Genomic DNA, 16,783 nt, shown 5'->3' on the forward strand with positions numbered 1-16,783 from the left:
TATTATTAATATTGTTTATTTAAATGATTTTTTTGTGCGGCTTGATTTCTTGTTAGTGACCAGTAAGTTAATCCTACTAGGGAAGTTGCTTCAAGAGCAATTGCAATTCCTCCAACAACGAGGGATTCAACTAATAATGGAGTATTACGCTGACTATTTTTTTTCATAAGTTTGCTCCTGATGGATTTTATTTTTATGGTTTTTAGCAATTTTTTTGACGAGATTGATTTTACGGTTTGAACTAACCATATAGTTAGTATAAGAAATCCCGCCGTACGTTAAAATGACTACAATAACAATGAAGATAATTAAACTCCATTCTCCAATAGGAAGATATTCAGTCATTTCATATGTAGTATAGAGAGCATCTAAAAATCCAGCATATGAAACATAGTACCAAGCAATCGATTTATTATAAAAGCCGTAAAATTTTGCAAAGTCTTCTTTATTTAATGACAAATCAAAAAGTTCTTTGCCAGCATATTTTTTTAAGTAATAAATCCGTAAAGGTGGTATTACCCAAATAATATTTTTGAATAAACCTTTGAGACTGAACCCCTGATGATGTGAGCTTTGATATTTTTTGAAAACACTATTAGAATCCATTAATTCCATTTTTCCTTGAAGTAACGGAAAAATAAATAATAGCCAATCCGCAACAAAAGCACAAAATGTAACAAAAATTTTCAAGCTGACCATCTCCAATTATTATATTTATAATTAATAAAACAGATTGTATTATAACACTTGTTTTTGAGATTTTGATAATCAAAAATAAATTATCAAAACAATTGTGATATATTACAGTTATCAGTGTAAATAATTATAAAGGAGATTTTATTTTGGATAAAAAAGTAGCTTTAATTACAGGTGCGGGTCAAGGGATTGGTGCTGCAATTGCTAAAAGATTACATCATGATGGTTTTTCGTTAGCTTTATTGGGGAGAACTTTTGACAAAGTAGAAAAAATAGCACAAGAAATTCAAAATGATAATGGTGATGCGATGGCAATCCAAGGAGACGTTGCTAACCGAGATGATGTTTTTGCGGCCGTTGAAAAAGCTTATCAACATTTTGGTGATTTTAATGTAATGGTAAACAATGCTGGAGTTGCTCCAACAACTCCTATTGATGAAGTGACACCAGAAGTCTTAGAAAATGCTGAAAGAATTAATGTTGGAGGAACTATTTGGGGAATTCAAGCAGCATCCCAAATGTTTAAAAAACTCAAACATCCAGGTAAAATAATTAATGCCTCTTCTCAAGCAGGAATGACTGGTAATCCCAACCTAACTGTTTATGGTTCAACTAAATTTGCAATTAGAGGAATTACTGAAACAACTGCCAAAGAGTTAGCAGAATTTGATATTACTGTTAATGCTTTTTGTCCTGGAATTGTTGTTACGCCAATGATGAATGATATCGCTCAAAATGTCGCTGACAAAGCAGGCAAGCCATTTGAGTGGGGAATGGAACAATTTGCCAAAGATATTGCTTTAAAACGTCTTTCAAAACCAGAAGATGTCGCTGGATGTGTTTCTTACCTTGCAGGACCAGATTCAAATTATATGACGGGTCAATCATTATTAATTGATGGTGGAATGGTGTTTAATTAGAGTTTTAAATTAGATTATATAAAAAAAGATGAGCTATTTAACTCATCTTTTTGTTCACGTTACGTTTGTAAGCCAATATTTTTACCCAGCTTAGTTAATCATATTAATAATCATGTTACAAATCAGAGTTGGTAGTAACAATAAGTAACAAATGATTTTATATGCACCAGGCGAGATTCGAACTCGCACTTGAAAAATCAAACAGCGACCTGAACGCTGCGCGTCTGCCAATTCCGCCACTGGTGCGAACTTCTTTATTTTACTATAAATCATTTATAAATGGAATAGAAATCAGGGGTTGTAATATATTGTGGTTATGCTATATATTAAATATAATTAAAAATTTCATAAGAAATATTATGGAATAAACATTGGTGGGAGTAGATATGGAAAAACTTACAGGGGTCGATAGCAAAGTTTGTTTTGCAATTTATAATGCAAATAAAAAGTTTAATAGATTTTATCAAAATGCTTTGTCTTCATATGATTTAACATACCCACAATATATCGTGATGGTAGTTTTATGGCAATATGCTCCAATGACAGTACGCGAATTAGGTTCTCATGTTGACTTAGACAGCGGAACATTAACACCACTTTTGAAACGGCTTGATAAAAAAGGATGGATAACTAAAGAACGTTCTAAAAAGGATGAGAGAGTAGTAAACATCGGTGTGACAGATCAGGCTAAAAAGTTAGAAGATGATATTTGCACACATGTTGATACGTGCTTTGATATTTTAGGGATGTCTAAAACACAAATCGCAGATTCAGTCGAAGTGATTGATAATATACTTGATAAATTAGATAAAGTTGATACTAAAAAAATAAAAGATGCAAAATAAAATTAATGGTTAAATAGCTATTAAGAATTGTTTAATTATAGAACCTCATTTAAGAGGTTCTTTTTGTTTTTAGTCATTGATTTTGCTAGAATTAAAATGCTGCAATATGTAAAAAGTATAAGATTTAATATAAAAATAAAACTCGCTAATTTATAAGATAGCTAGAATGGGGTATGGTAAATTGTCGTTAAACATTGATGAGATTCAAATTCTTTTACAAGAACATAATTTGTTGAAATCATCTGTTTCAGCTAATCAAAAAAAATATAGTTATATTAGTTATGATTCTCGTGATGTAAAAAATGATACTTTATTTTTTTGTAAAGGAAATTTCAAACCAGAGTATCTTGAGATTGCAAAAGCATCTGGTGCAACAGGTGTTGTAGCTGAAAAACATCTTCCAGCTAGTTCTGGAATGGATGAATATATCGTAACTGATATTCAAAAAGCTTTGTCGTTATTATCAGTTGCATTTTATGATTATCCACAAAATGATTTGTTTATTATAGCGGTTACTGGAACGAAAGGGAAGACTACCTCATCATATTTGTTACGAGATGCTATTGATAAAGCATCAGGAAATAAGACCGCGTTATTTTCTACAGTTAATACTGTGATTGGAAATAAAAGCGGGGATACATTTAAATCTCAGTTAACGACCCCTGAGTCGCTAGATGTTTTTCGCAATATGCGTAGAGCTGTTGACAATGGCATGAAAATTTTAGTGATGGAAGTTTCATCTCAGGCTTATTTAAAAAATCGAGTTTATGGTTTGAAATTTAATATTGGATCTTTTTTAAACATTTCACCGGATCATGTAGGAGAGAATGAACATCCAACTTTTGCTAATTATTTACATTGTAAAGAACAATTATTGATAAATTCAAAAGTAACAATTATAAATGCAGAAACGAAAAATCTAGATGACGTTTATTATGCTGCTAAGGCAACTTGTAATCCTGAGAATGTTTATTTGTTTGCTAGAAATGGTGCTAAAACTGAAATTCCAGTTACTTTGGACTTTGTTTTTGATAGTAAATCCGATACTTTAAGTGATAATGAGATTTATTTGAAAAGTTTAACTAAAAAGGGGGAAAAGTTAAACTTAGATGGAAATTATCGAATTGGAATTCCGGGAGATTATAATGAAGCCAATGCAACTGATGCTATTATTGCAGCAGGGTTAGCTGGTTTTAAACGGACCGATTTGTTAAAAGGAATTGCAGACACTAAAATTCCAGGACGAATGGAAATGTACTCAAGCCAAGATCATGGAACAGTTTATGTTGATTATGCACATAATTATGCTAGTACACGTGCATTGCTTGGATTTTTAAAACGACAAAATCCAAATGGTCGGGTAGTAGCAGTGGTTGGAAGTCCTGGTAATAAAGGGATTGACCGTCGTGAAGGCTTTGGGAAAGCATTAAATGAAGAAGCTGATGTGGCTTATTTGACAACCGATGATCCCGCTTATGAAAATCCCCAAAAAATTGCTCAAGAAATTGATTCATATATTGATCATGATAAAGTTGATGTTCATTTTAATCTTGATCGAGAACAAGCAATTAAGGATGCAATTTTGTCTGGAAAAAAGGAAGATATTATTGTAATTCTTGGAAAAGGGCAAGATCCATATCAAAAGGTCAAGGGAATTGATATTCCTTATCCCACAGATTCTGCAATAGTTAAAAAAATTGTTGAATCATTAAATCAAGATACTAAAAATTAACCTTGTATTTTAAATTAAAAATAATCAAACTAAAGATTTTTTTAATTTATGAGTAATAAAGCTGTAATATAAATCATTTAAAATAACATTTATGAACTCATTGAAAAATAGATACCGCAGAACGGAGTCCTAACATTTGTCGTTAAATGTCAAAAAAATAAAAACAATTTTATATGAACATGGTTTGTTGCAATCAACTAACGCAATGGGTCATCCTGAATTTGAGTATATAAGCTATGATTCCCGAGACATTCAGAAAAATACTTTATTTTTTTGTAAAGGAAATTTCAAACCAGAATATTTAGAAACAGCTAAAGAGGCTGGTGCTACTGGTGTTGTTTCCGAACGTCATCTTCCAGCAAGTGCTGGAATGAATGAATTTATTGTAAAAGATATTCAAAAATCGATGGCTCTGCTCTCCGCCGCTTTTTTTAATTATCCACAAGATGAATTGTACATTATTGCAATTACTGGAACTAAATGTAAGACAACTTCAGCATATTTTGTGCGTGATGCAATTCAAAACGCTACTAATGATAAGGTTGCCATTTTTTCCACCATCAATACAGTGATTGGGAATGCACCTAGTGATAATTTTAAATCTCATTTAACAACTCCCGAGTCTTTAGATATTTTTCATAATATGCGAAGAGCAGTTAATAATGGAATGAAAATTTTGGTAATGGAAGTCTCTTCTCAGGCCTATCTTAAAAATCGTGTTTATGGATTAAAATATGATATTGGATCATTTCTCAATATTTCTTCTGATCATGTAGGGGAAAATGAGCATCCAACGGTTGCTAATTATTTGCATTGTAAGGAACAGTTACTGGTAAATTCTAAAATCACAATTATTAACGCCGAAACGGATAATTTAAAAGACGTTTATTATACTGCTAAAGCAACTTGTAATCCTGAAAATATTTATTTATTTGCTAGAAAAAATGCAAAATTAGAAATTCCAATTAAGCTAGATTTTATCTATTCAAGCGAAGTGGATACATTAAAGCTAAATGAGATTTATATGCAGTCTTTAACTAAAAAGGCAAAAAAACTTGACTTAGATGGTAGTTATCGCTTAGGGTTGCCTGGCGATTATAATGAACCAGATGCCGCAGATGCAATTATTTCTGCTGGAATTGCTGGATTTAAACGTTCTGATCTTACTAAAGGAATTGCTAGTACACAAATCCCTGGAAGAATGGAAATTTACGAGACAAAACATAATGGAACGGTTTATGTTGACTATGCACATAATTATTCTAGTATGCATTCGTTATTATCTTTTTTAAAAAGTCAAAATCCAGATGGAAAAGTTATCGTAGTAGTTGGTTGTACTGGCAATAAAGGGATTATTCGTCGAAAGGGAATTGGAAAAGCATTAAGTGAAAATGCCGATGTGGCGTATCTAACCATGCAAGATCCAGCTTTTGAAGATCCCAAAGAAATATCAAAAGAAATTGATTCCCATATTGACCATAGTAAAGTCGATGTTCATTTTGTGATGAATCGGGAAACAGCGATTGCTGATGCAATCAAACAAGGTAAAAATGATGATATAATTGTAATAGCGGGAAAAGGAAGAGATCCATATCAAAAAATTAATGGGGTTGATACTCCATATCCTACTGATACAGTTATTGTTAAAGAATTAGTAAAGGAACTGAATAAAAATGACTGTTAAAACACCAGATTTTACACCAATTCTTTTAGGCAGTGATTTTAATGTCTATGGAATGGCACGTTCTTTTTATGATTTATATGGAAAGCCAGTTAAGGCAATTGCTCAAACGCGATTAGCACCAACTCGTTATACTAAAATTGTTGATTTAGAAATTGTGCCAAATTTCAGTGAGGATCCTGCTTGGATTGAAGAAATGCGTAAGCTAAAAAAAAGATATGCAAATCATTCAGAGCCAGTAATTTTAATCGGCTGTAGTGACGGATATGCTGAATTAATTTCTAAGCATAAAGATGAATTAGAAGATGTTTTTATTTGTCCTTATGTTGATTATTCATTGATTAAACAATTAAACAGTAAAGAAAAATTTTATGAATTATGTGACAAATTGAATATTCCTTATCCAGGAACTAAAGTGATTACTAAACAAGATTATAAAGATGATAATTTTGCTCAGCCATTTGGATACCCAATTGCGGTTAAGCCTACTAATAGTGTTGAATGGCTTGATATTCATTTTGAGGGTCGAAAAAAGGTATTCATCATTAAAGATGAAGCTGATTATCGAGATAAAATTGGAAAAATTTATGACAATGGTTATACTTCGGATGTAATTGTTCAAGACTTCATCCCTGGTGATGATAGTAATATGCGAGTTATTAATGCTTATGTTGATAAGAATCATAAAGTTAAAATGATGTGTTTAGGTCATCCTTTACTTGAAGACCCGGCGCCGGGAGCAATTGGCAATTATGTAGCTATTTTACCGGAATATAATGCACAAATTTATGATCAAATCAAAAGATTTTTGGAAAGCGTTAACTATACTGGTTATGCTGATTTTGATATGAAGTGGGATTCTCGGGATAATACTTATAAGTTATTTGAAATTAATCTTCGGCAAGGAAGAAGTAGTTTTTATGTAACTTTAAATGGTTATAATTTAGCAAAATGGTTAGTGGATGATTATGTTCTTGATAATTTAAAAGATAAAGATACTGTTTATGCTAATCAGGATAAAAATAACTATCAACTATGGCTGGGTGTACCAGAAAAAGTTTTTGAAAAGTATGCTAAAAACAATCAAGATAAAAAAGAAGCTCAAAAATTAATTTCACAAGGTCAAGTTGGCAATACTTTTTGGTATAAAAAAGATGAAAATTTTATGCGTTGGTTATTAATGAAGTGGATTGATCATAATTATGTTGAAGACTTCAAAAAGTATTTCCATGCAGAAAAAGGGTAAAGATTATGAAGGATTTTTTTACAATTATTGGTGGAATGGGAACAGAAGCAACAGAATCGTATATTCATCAGTTGAATAAAAAAACTGATGCTCATCAAGATCAAGACTACTTAAACTATATTCTTGTAAATCATGCGACGGTTCCTGATCGAACTGATTATATTATTGATCCCAAGAATCATCCTGATCCTTTGAAACCATTAGCTGAAGATATTAAGCAACAAAGTAAGCTGGGACCAGAATTTTTTGCACTTCCATGTAATACTGCTCATTATTTTTATAATCAATTACAGTCATTAACATCAATTCCAATTTTGCATATGCCAAATTTAGCAGTTGCGGCGATTAGCAAAAAATTTCCAAGTGCTAAACGTGTTGGTCTAATTGCTACTAAAGGAACATTAAAAGACAAAGTGTATGAAACACCAATTAAAAAAGCTGGATATGATTTAGTGATGCCAACAAGTGAAATTGCTGATGAAACCATGCAATTAATTTATGATGATGTTAAAGAACAAAATTGGGTTGATGCTGATTTATACCATCATATTCTTGATCAAATGACGAATGATTTGAATTGTGATGTTGTTATTTTAGGTTGTACTGAAATATCAGTTGCAGAAGAACGTGCTGGTAGTGATGGTTATCATGTAATTGATGCTCAAAGCGAATTAGTTGATGAATCAATTAGATTGGCTGAAAAAATGCAAAAAAGTAAATAATCAAAAAATTCGTTTAGACTTAAAATCTAAACGAATTTTTGCTTTAACATGAATAATATAATAATAGCAATGATGATTAAGATAATAGTTATCCAAATGATAGATAGCTTTAATGTTCCTTGTATTTTTCTTTGAAAAGAAATGTCAATAAACGAAATAGCAAAAATGGATATAATGAAACTAAAAATAATTAAACTGGGTTGTTGATTAAATTTTTGAATAGAGAAAACTACCTCTATCATTAAAAGAACAAAATAAAGTGCCCTAGTATACATTAAAGCTTTAACAATTTGTTTGTCTTGTTTACGAGTAACTCCTATCGTTAGAGAAATTATGAGTAATAGCCATAAAATAATAATTAAATAAATAAACATGATATGCCTCCAGTAGAATTTTATCATAATTAATAAAGTAAATACTAATGACAAGCAACTTATTTAATGCTATAATTTTCATGTATTGCGGGTGTAGTTTAGTGGTAAAATTTAAGCTTCCCAAGCTTACGTCGTGGGTTCGATTCCCGTCACCCGCTTTGGGAAGCTGTCTATGATAAAAGAGTAGTAGCATTTTTAAAATCACAGCAAGTCTAGGATGATGGAAGCTAGATATTTGGGGAATGTGAAGGCGTACTTTTTAGGCAATAATTTGAATAATTAAAGTGGGTAATATGCCTATTAGAGTGGTACCGCGGGTTAACTCGTCTCTTACATTAATTTTTAATGTAGGAGTTTTTTTATTATAAGGAGTGAATAAAATGGATTATAAACAATTAGTGGCAGATGCTATTTCGGATGCAATTGACAATCAGGTTTCAACCAGTGATATTTATACTAAAATCGAAAATCCTAAACTTTCAAAAAATGGTGATTTAGCTTTTCCAGCTTTTGTATTATCAAAAACAATGCATAAAGCTCCACAAGAAATTGCTCAAGAAATCGTTACTAAAATTGATGGAGTTAGTTTTGACAAAGTTGTAGCTGCTGGTCCTTATGTTAATTTCTTTTTAAATAAACAAGGTGTTAGCGAACAAGTAATTAGTGACATATTGGTTGAAAAAAATCATTATGGAGATAATCAGGATGGACAAGATCGTGTTGTTACTATTGATATGTCTTCTCCTAATATTGCTAAACCAATGTCAATGGGTCATCTTCGTTCTACTGTGATTGGAAATTCAATTGCTAAAATTTTAACTAAAAATGGTTATAAACCAATTAAAGATAATCATTTAGGTGATTGGGGTACGCAGTTTGGAAAATTAATTACAGCTTATTTAAAGTGGGGTAATGAAGAAGATGTAAAAAAAGATCCAATTCATTATCTAGTGCAGTATTATATTAGATTTCATAAAGAAGACCAAGAAGACCCTGAATTAGATGTTGAAGCACGTGAATGGTTTAAAAAACTTGAAGATGGAGATCCAGAAGCAGTAAGACTTTGGGAATGGTTCAGAGATGCTTCTTTAAAGGCTTTTAAACAAACCTATCAAAAACTTAATGTTGATTTTGATACCTACAATGGTGAGTCATTTTATAACGATAAATTACAAAATGTGGTTGATACCTTAAAAGAGCAGGGATTATTAGAAAAATCTCAAGGTGCTTCTATTGTAGATTTGAGTGATGAAGATTTAAATCCAGCTTTGATTTTAAAAACTGATGGTGCTTCATTATACGTTACTCGTGATATTGCAACTGCTATTTATCGTGATAAAACTTATCATCCAGTTATGAACTTATACGTGGTTGGTTCAGAACAAACTTATTACTTTAAACAATTAAAAGCAGTTTTGAAGAAAATGGGTCTCGAATCAGCAGATGGATTACACCATGTTCCTTTTGGCTTAATTACAGTTGATGGTAAAAAACTTTCCACACGACACGGAAATATTGTTCTCTTAAATGAAGTTTTAAATGAATCAGTTAAAATGGCTAAAGAACAAATCGCTGAAAAGAATCCTGGATTAAATAATAAAGATCAAGTTGCAGAAGATGTTGGGGTTGGGGCAGTCATTTTTGGAGATTTGAAAAATGCTAGAGTGGACAGCATTGATTTTAACTTGAAAGATCAATTGAAATTTGAAGGTGAAACTGGTCCTTATGTACAATATGCACATGCTCGAGCTGAAAGTATTTTAAAAAAAGCTGAAAATCCTAATTTTGAAAAAAGCAATCATTCCTTAACCGATGACGATTCATGGGAAGTAATTAAATTATTACAAGAATTTCCTAAAGTTGTTAAACATGCAAATCAGAATTTTGAACCATCGGACATTGCTAAATACTCATTAAAATTAGCGAAAGCATTTAATAAATATTATGATCATACTAAGATCTTGGTCGATGATGATGAATTGAATGCAAGACTATCGTTAGTTAAAAGTGTTTCAATTGTTTTAGAAGAATCTTTGAATTTGCTTGGAGTTAAAGCACCAAATGAAATGTAACATTATTTTAAAGGAGGGTCACTTTTGTCAGTGACGCTCTTTTACTGTCTTTACAGCTTTTTAAAGTCTTTGTGATACAATGATGATTAAGCTTATTTAGGAGAATTTTTTTATGGCAAAATACAAAGACAACTCATTTTTTAAAACTTTTTTTAAAAGAATTTGGTATTTTATTTACAAATATTGGAAAAAATTTCAAATCACAAAATGGATTGTAGTAATAGTTTTGTTTTTTTCTTTAATATTCACAATCTATTTGACAATTATTGCTAAAACATCTCATGTTCATAATTTACAATCTAATTTATCACGCTCAACTTTAATTTATGACAAAAATGGTACTAAAGCTGGGGGTCTTTATTCACAAAAAGGCACCTATGTTTCAAGTCAAAAAATTTCTCCTAATATTCCTAATGCAATTTTATCAACTGAAGATCGTAATTTTTATCACGAACACGGTTTTTCAGTAAAAGGATATGGGAGAGCTATTCTACTGGCAATTGGCAATAAAATAATGGGTAGAAATCAAATTAGTGGTGGTGGAAGTACAATTTCACAGCAATTAGCTAAAAACACTTTTCTTTCCCAGCAACAAACGTTGTCGCGTAAGTTTAAAGAATTGTTTATTTCGATTGAAATTGAAAATTTGTATTCTAAGAAACAAATCATCACAATGTACATGAATAATGCGTACTTTGGAAATGGGGTTTATGGCGTTCAAGATGCATCTAGAAAGTATTTTGGAATGGACGCTAAAAATTTGCCAGTCCAAGATGCAGCTGTTTTAGCCGGAATGTTGCAGAATCCTAGTAATAATCCAATTGATCACCCAGAAGCAGCTAAACAACGACGAAATGTTGTTTTAGAGTTAATGGCTGAAAATGGTAAGATTTCTAAGAGTGAACTTAAAAATTATCAGAAATTGCCATTGGGGACTAAAGATACCTTTAAAGTAAAAGATGGTTATAAATATCCGTATTATTTTGATGCAGTTATTAATGAAGCAATTAGTAAGTATGGTCTAACTGAAAAGCAGATTATGAACGACGGTTATAAAATATATACAAACCTTGATCAGCAACAACAAAGTAGTTTTCAAAAAGATTTTAAAAATCCAGAATTATTTCCTCAAAATGCAGCTGATGGTACTAAAGTTCAAGCAGCTTCTGTTGCTGTTAATCCTAAAAATGGTGGTGTTCAAGCTGTTGTAGGAGGACGTAATAAAGATATTTTCCGTGGATTTAATCGAGCGACAGATATCAAACGGCAACCAGGTTCAACTATGAAACCGTTGGCGGTTTATACGCCGGCATTAGAAAATGGATTTAATTATGATTCAAAATTAGTTAATAAAAAATTATCTTATGGTAAAAATAATTACACGCCAAATAATTATAATAATCAATATAGTGGTAAAGTTCCGATGTATGAAGCATTAGCACAAAGTATGAATGCTCCAGCTGTCTGGACTCTGAATAAAATTGGAGTTAATAAGGGTTACGAATCGGTACAAAAATTTGGTTTACCGGTTACTAAAAAGGACGATAATTTAGCCCTTGCTTTAGGTGGATTATCAAGTGGTGTTTCACCACAACAAATGGCAGGAGCTTATACTGCATTTGCTAACCATGGTCAAGTTTCTAAACCTTTTTATATTACTAAGATTGTGGATTCAACTGGTAAGACAGTCGGTAAACATGAAAGTAGTCCGAGTCAAATTATGTCTGATGATACTGCAAAACAAATGACAAGTATGATGATGGGCGTATTTGATTATGGTACTGGTGCAACTGCTAAACCAAGTGGATATCAGATTGCTGGAAAAACTGGTAGTACAGAGGCTGATAATAGTAAAGATGCAGATGCTACCAGGGATAAGTGGTTAGTTGGTTATACTCCAGATGTAGTAGTAGCTACTTGGGAGGGTTTTGATAATACTAATTCTTCCCATCATCTAGAAAATTTAAGTGGGACTGGTGTTAATACTTTATATAAACAACAAATGGAACAAATTATTCCATATACTAAGCAAACCCCATTCAAAACTCAGGATGCAGCTACGTTAGTTAAAGAAAAAGATAAACAAAATAAGCATAGTAGTAGTAAAGATAAGAATGACTTAGCTGGAAAAGTTCAAGATTTTAGTAAAAATGTTGAAGTTGGAGCTAAAAGTGTAGCTCATAATTTAATCGATGGAGCACGCAGTTTGTTAGGTCGTTGAGGTTAAAATATGTTAAAATGATAATATAATACTTATCAAGAGGAGATATATTTATGTCAGATAACAAAATTATGGAACAAGCTAAAAAAATGCAAGATGCAGTTGCTCAATCAGAAGAATTCACTAATTTAAAAAATGCTTTTGATGCTTTAAAAGCTGAAAAAGATTCATACAAGATTTTTACTGAATTCCAAGCAAGTCAAAATGAATTAAGACAAAAACAAATGTCTGGCCAAGAAATCACACCAGATGATATGAAAGCTGCAAGAGAACTTGCTGATAAAATGAACAAACTTCCTGCAATTAAAATTTTAATGGAAAGAGAAAAAGCAATGGGTAAATTAATTGATGATGCTAACATGGTTATCACTGAACCATTGCGTAAACTTTACGAAGGTTAATTCTTTTAAATTAGGAAGCACTTAATTTAGGTGCTTCTTTTTTTATTGTCTAGGAGATGAGAGAATGAAATTTATTCATGCGGCTGATTTACATTTGGATACACCTTTTGAAGGAATTAGAGATGATGCTAATTCCCCACAATCTTTATGGAAAAAACTACAACAAGCTCCTTATGATTCTTTTACTAGAATTGTAAATGATGCAATTGAAGAAAAGGTTGATTTTGTTTTATTAGTTGGGGATTTGTTTGATGGTAAAAATCAAAGTGTAGCAGCTGTGAGTTTTTTTATTGATCAGTTAAATAGATTGGATCAAGCAGATATTCCGGTTTTATTATCGTTTGGAAATCATGATTTTCAAAAAGATGATGAAGTAAAGTTTGCGTTCCCTAAAAATGTTTTTGTTTTTCCAAGCGAAGTGACGACCCATCAATTGATTACAAAGGATGGGGAAAAAGTCAAAATAACTGGATTTAGTTATGATAAACAAGCAATAACTGAGGATATGGTAGCTGAATTTCCTACCAATAGTGATGCGGACTATCAAATTGGAATGGTTCATGGTGCTATAAAATCGGGAAATGATTCTAATTATGCTCCATTTACTATTAATGAAATGATTGATAAAGGATACGACTATTGGGCGTTAGGACACATTCATAAAAGACAAGAATTAAATCAAAATCCTTTAATAGAGTACCCTGGTGATATTCAAGGACGTCATAAAAATGAAGCTGGCAAAAAAGGGTATTTGATGGTAACTGATGCGGATGATAAGCTTCATGCTAATTTTGTTTCGACATCTGAGGTTGATTTTACGAAATTAAAAGTAAAAATTAATGGTTCGATGAACATCACGGATGTCGTTAATCAAGTGTTAAAAACACTTGAACAAAATCAATTTACCAACTTGAAGTTATTGGACGTCATTTTGGTTAATGATGATAATAAAACTAGTAATGAGGTAACAAATGGATTACTAAATGATTTATTAATAGAAAGTATTCAGCAAGAATTAAAAAATGAATATCAAGAGTTAAACGGCTGGGTTTATGAAATTAATCTTGATGAAAAAGAAGATATTCATTTTTCTGATTTAGACGAATCATTTTGGAATGAAACACAAAGTTCAGTTTTTAACCATGAAATGATTAATAATTTAGCTAAAAAACTATTTAAAAATGCTTTTATTCGTGATAATTTTAGTTCTGATGAGGCACTTCAAAATTTATTAGATCAAAGTAAAATACTTTTGAAGACCCAAACTGAAGGGAATGAAAAAAATAGTGAAAATTAAAAAAATTGAAATCTTTAATTATGGCAAACTCAGCCATGTTACTTTGGATTTTAATCAATTTCAGGTCATTTATGGTAAAAATGAAGCAGGTAAGACTACTATCATTAATTTCATTAAAGATATTTTATTTGGATTTGAGCATCGTAGCACTACGCATCTCTATGGTCCTAAAGATAAAAGCGAAATGGGTGGTAAGTTAGTAATTGTTAATCATGGAGTAACTTTTGAAATCCAACGTGTTGATGGTAAAAATGGTGGAGATTTAACTATTTTTGATTATCAGGGGAATGAACTTTCACAGCAGACTTTAAAAGAAATTTTAGGACCGATTAATCGCAATGTATACGATAAATTATTTTATTTTGGTTCACTTGATCTTGATGCTATTGCAAAAATGACTAACGACGAGTTAGAGGAACGAATTCGTCGAGTAGGGGTCGTTGGTATTGAACAATGGCTTAAGTTAAAAAAAGATTTAGACGAAGAAGCAGGCTCAATTTATCGGCCAACTGGGAAAAAGCAAAGATTATATATGGAATTGAAAAATTATGAGAAACTACAGGATGAATTTAAAGAAGCAAAAAATAAATATCCTGAATTTGTTGAGTTGACAGAACAACTAAATAAATTAGATAGTGAAATAAAAAAGGATAATCAAGATTATAATCAATTAGTTCAAACTTATTCAAAAGTCTACGAAGATAGTCAAAATTGGAATAAATACGATCAATTAAGTCAATTAAAAAATAAAAATCTTAAGGTTAAAGATGGATTTGAAGATCATGATTTAGCAAAAATTAATGATTTAAATAATAAATCCAAACTAATGGCAGATGATTTAAATAATAATAATTTGAAAATTCAAAATTTAAAAAAACAACATTTTGTGACGCAACCACATTATCAATTTTATTTGGACAATCAAGCTAAAATTAATGATTTATATGTACATCTTGATCATCAAATTGAAAAGCAACGTGAGTATGATTCATTACTTCATGATATTAAAAATGAAGAATTAAGATTACACCAGGATAATATCGATGCTGGGGGAACGGATAGTAAACCTTTTGATTCTGAGATGTTAAAGCATGTTGATGAATTGATTCATTATAAAAATGATTTAAAAAGCCAAATTACGTTTGCTAAACAAAACAGTCGCAGTAAATCTGAAGTTTCAATTACTAATAATCAATTACCAATTGGGATTATGGGTCTTGGATTAGTCATAATTATAATTGGGTTTTTATTTCAAGGAGTCATGCTGCCAATTTTATTAGTAGTAGGATTATTATTGATTCTTGGTGGTTTTTTGTTAACAAGAAAGCCTAAGCAAAATCATACTAATCCAAACAATCAAATTTCAGTTGATGAATTAAATTCTCAAATTCAGAACATTGAAAACGAATTAATGTCGATTGGTAAAAAATATGAAATTCAAAGTATTTCGCAAAATCAATGGACAAATGTACTACAAACTGCAATTAAGCGTCGTAATAATGAATTGGAAGAAATTAATGCTTTAAAAAATGATGCACAAAATAAATTAGTATCACTTAAAAATTATTTGGATAATTGGAGTTTTGCATTTAACGAATTAGAATTAACTGATGTTTCTGACGGAATGAAATACAATACTATTAAACAGTTTGTACTGGGTGCCAAAGACCAGGAACAAAAGAGCACACAATATCATCAGAGATTACAGGAATTAGAAAATGATCGTGATCAACATCAAAAGCAACTTGATGAAATTCAAAATGAAATGCAACAATTTTATATCTCACGTGGAGCTAAAGATTTAGCTGAATTTAAATCTTTATTTGCAGAACAAAATAAGTTAAAAAAACAACTAGAACAATTAGCTAGTTTACAAAGTGAATTAGATGATTCTGTTATTATGCGATTAAAAAATTATCCTAATAAACAAGTATTAGATGATAAATTACAGATGTTAAAAGATCAACAGGAGCAATTAAAACTTAAAATGGTTTCTTTAACTCAAAAACAAACTGCAGTTAAAATTAAAATTGATCAGTTAAAAAAAGATGGAACCTTTTTAGATCTAAAACAAAAATTAGCTACTTCTCAAAGTGAGATTAATGATTTGACGAGTAAATGGTTGGTTTATAAGTTAACAAATGAATGGATTGAACGAGTTTTAAATCAAGCTAGTCATGGAAGATTCCCTCAAGTTCAACAACAAGCACAAAAATATTTTGATATTTTGACCGATCATCATTATATTGAAATTAAATATGGTAAAAAGATTGAAGTTGTTTCAAATGATGGAATGAAATTTAAGATAAAAGAGTTATCAAGAGGAACAATGCAACAACTTTATTTGTCATTGATTTTTGCTTTGACAATCTCGTTTAGTGACGAATTTCCAATGCCAATTATTATTGACGATGGTTTTGTAGAATTCGATCATGTTCGGACAAACAATGCAATTGAATTAATGAAATTAATTTCAGAAACGACTCAAATATTGTATTTTACAGCCGACGACAGAATTATGAATGAGATTTCAACGGATTTAGTATTAAAATTAGATTAATAAAAAAATAATCACC

Annotated in this window: 14 protein-coding genes and 2 tRNA genes; 12 read left to right on the forward strand and 4 right to left on the reverse strand. The window is 30.9% G+C overall.

Features of this window, described 5'->3' with window-relative positions:
- Positions 1–5: 5 nt before the first annotated feature.
- The gene (locus BHU33_RS07495) at positions 6–167 is read right to left on the reverse strand and encodes a hypothetical protein (protein ID WP_167550923.1); all 162 of its coding nucleotides are present in this window, start codon (positions 165–167) and stop codon (positions 6–8) included.
- Positions 154–690, reverse strand: coding sequence for a hypothetical protein (locus tag BHU33_RS01255; RefSeq protein WP_054646278.1), 537 nt, complete (start codon positions 688–690; stop codon positions 154–156). Before BHU33_RS01255 ends, BHU33_RS07495 begins: the two co-directional genes overlap by 14 nt.
- A 152-nt stretch (positions 691–842) precedes the next feature.
- Between BHU33_RS01255 and BHU33_RS01260 the strand changes: the two genes are divergently transcribed.
- Entirely contained in the window at positions 843–1,616 is a 774-nt protein-coding gene (locus BHU33_RS01260) for a (S)-acetoin forming diacetyl reductase (protein WP_054646277.1), read from the forward strand.
- A gap of 162 nt (positions 1,617–1,778) precedes the next feature.
- Here BHU33_RS01260 and BHU33_RS01265 read toward each other — a convergent pair.
- A tRNA-Leu gene (locus BHU33_RS01265) sits at positions 1,779–1,862 on the reverse strand.
- A gap of 140 nt (positions 1,863–2,002) precedes the next feature.
- On the opposite strand from BHU33_RS01265, the gene BHU33_RS01270 reads away from it, so the two are divergent.
- The 5 genes from BHU33_RS01270 to BHU33_RS01290 all read left to right on the forward strand — a co-directional run bounded on the left by BHU33_RS01270 (position 2,003) and on the right by BHU33_RS01290 (position 7,842).
- Positions 2,003–2,461 carry a MarR family winged helix-turn-helix transcriptional regulator gene (locus tag BHU33_RS01270; protein ID WP_054646276.1) on the forward strand — a complete coding sequence of 153 codons (459 nt, stop codon included), beginning with the start codon at positions 2,003–2,005 and terminating at the stop codon, positions 2,459–2,461.
- 181 nt (positions 2,462–2,642) lie between these two features.
- The gene (locus BHU33_RS01275; protein WP_056997643.1) at positions 2,643–4,193 is read left to right on the forward strand and encodes a UDP-N-acetylmuramoyl-L-alanyl-D-glutamate--2,6-diaminopimelate ligase; all 1,551 of its coding nucleotides are present in this window, start codon (positions 2,643–2,645) and stop codon (positions 4,191–4,193) included.
- 136 nt (positions 4,194–4,329) lie between these two features.
- Positions 4,330–5,877 carry a UDP-N-acetylmuramoyl-L-alanyl-D-glutamate--2,6-diaminopimelate ligase gene (locus tag BHU33_RS01280; RefSeq protein WP_054646275.1) on the forward strand — a complete coding sequence of 516 codons (1,548 nt, stop codon included), beginning with the start codon at positions 4,330–4,332 and terminating at the stop codon, positions 5,875–5,877.
- Positions 5,867–7,120 (forward strand): carboxylate--amine ligase, encoded by a 1,254-nt coding sequence (locus BHU33_RS01285; protein WP_056997642.1) that lies wholly within the window; start codon positions 5,867–5,869, stop codon positions 7,118–7,120. The genes BHU33_RS01280 and BHU33_RS01285 overlap by 11 nt, the downstream gene beginning before the upstream one ends.
- Positions 7,121–7,125: 5 nt before the next feature.
- Complete coding sequence (locus BHU33_RS01290; RefSeq protein WP_054646274.1) at positions 7,126–7,842, forward strand: aspartate/glutamate racemase family protein; 717 nt, start codon at positions 7,126–7,128, stop codon at positions 7,840–7,842.
- Between the two features lie 26 nt (positions 7,843–7,868).
- Here the strand turns inward: BHU33_RS01290 and BHU33_RS07760 are convergent, their stop codons facing one another.
- Positions 7,869–8,243, reverse strand: a complete 375-nt coding sequence (locus BHU33_RS07760) for a DUF1516 family protein (RefSeq protein ID WP_078775152.1) — start codon at positions 8,241–8,243, stop codon at positions 7,869–7,871.
- Between the two features lie 60 nt (positions 8,244–8,303).
- On the opposite strand from BHU33_RS07760, the gene BHU33_RS01300 reads away from it, so the two are divergent.
- The 6 genes from BHU33_RS01300 (at position 8,304) to BHU33_RS01325 (ending at position 16,767) form a co-directional block, all read left to right on the forward strand.
- Positions 8,304–8,374, forward strand: a tRNA-Gly gene (locus BHU33_RS01300).
- Between the two features lie 222 nt (positions 8,375–8,596).
- A complete protein-coding gene (gene argS, locus BHU33_RS01305) occupies positions 8,597–10,288 on the forward strand; it encodes an arginine--tRNA ligase (protein WP_056997641.1) in 1,692 nt (563 codons plus the stop codon).
- A 112-nt stretch (positions 10,289–10,400) separates the two neighbouring features.
- Positions 10,401–12,509: a transglycosylase domain-containing protein gene (locus BHU33_RS01310; protein ID WP_056997640.1), complete on the forward strand. Its 2,109-nt coding sequence runs from the start codon at positions 10,401–10,403 to the stop codon at positions 12,507–12,509.
- Positions 12,510–12,562: 53 nt separating this feature from the next.
- Positions 12,563–12,910 (forward strand): YlbF family regulator, encoded by a 348-nt coding sequence (locus BHU33_RS01315; protein WP_054646271.1) that lies wholly within the window; start codon positions 12,563–12,565, stop codon positions 12,908–12,910.
- Positions 12,911–12,974: 64 nt separating this feature from the next.
- Positions 12,975–14,207 carry a metallophosphoesterase family protein gene (locus BHU33_RS01320; protein ID WP_056997639.1) on the forward strand — a complete coding sequence of 411 codons (1,233 nt, stop codon included), beginning with the start codon at positions 12,975–12,977 and terminating at the stop codon, positions 14,205–14,207.
- Entirely contained in the window at positions 14,197–16,767 is a 2,571-nt protein-coding gene (locus BHU33_RS01325; protein WP_159442461.1) for an ATP-binding protein, read from the forward strand. Before BHU33_RS01320 ends, BHU33_RS01325 begins: the two co-directional genes overlap by 11 nt.
- Positions 16,768–16,783: the final 16 nt, after the last annotated feature.

Origin of the sequence: Fructilactobacillus lindneri DSM 20690 = JCM 11027 (genome assembly GCF_002907375.1) — a bacterium.
GTDB lineage: Bacteria > Bacillota > Bacilli > Lactobacillales > Lactobacillaceae > Fructilactobacillus > Fructilactobacillus lindneri.

Bases quoted from the DNA above. Each gene is read 5' to 3' on its own strand.
- BHU33_RS07495 (WP_167550923.1), bottom strand. From the start codon at position 167: ATGAAAAAAAATAGTCAGCGTAATACTCCATTATTAGTTGAATCCCTC.
- BHU33_RS01270 (WP_054646276.1), top strand. From the start codon at position 2,003: ATGGAAAAACTTACAGGGGTCGATAGCAAAGTTTGTTTTGCAATTTAT.
- BHU33_RS01285 (WP_056997642.1), top strand. From the start codon at position 5,867: ATGACTGTTAAAACACCAGATTTTACACCAATTCTTTTAGGCAGTGAT.
- BHU33_RS01290 (WP_054646274.1), top strand. From the start codon at position 7,126: ATGAAGGATTTTTTTACAATTATTGGTGGAATGGGAACAGAAGCAACA.
- BHU33_RS07760 (WP_078775152.1), bottom strand. From the start codon at position 8,243: ATGATAAAATTCTACTGGAGGCATATCATGTTTATTTATTTAATTATT.
- argS (WP_056997641.1), top strand. From the start codon at position 8,597: ATGGATTATAAACAATTAGTGGCAGATGCTATTTCGGATGCAATTGAC.
- BHU33_RS01310 (WP_056997640.1), top strand. From the start codon at position 10,401: ATGGCAAAATACAAAGACAACTCATTTTTTAAAACTTTTTTTAAAAGA.
- BHU33_RS01315 (WP_054646271.1), top strand. From the start codon at position 12,563: ATGTCAGATAACAAAATTATGGAACAAGCTAAAAAAATGCAAGATGCA.
- BHU33_RS01320 (WP_056997639.1), top strand. From the start codon at position 12,975: ATGAAATTTATTCATGCGGCTGATTTACATTTGGATACACCTTTTGAA.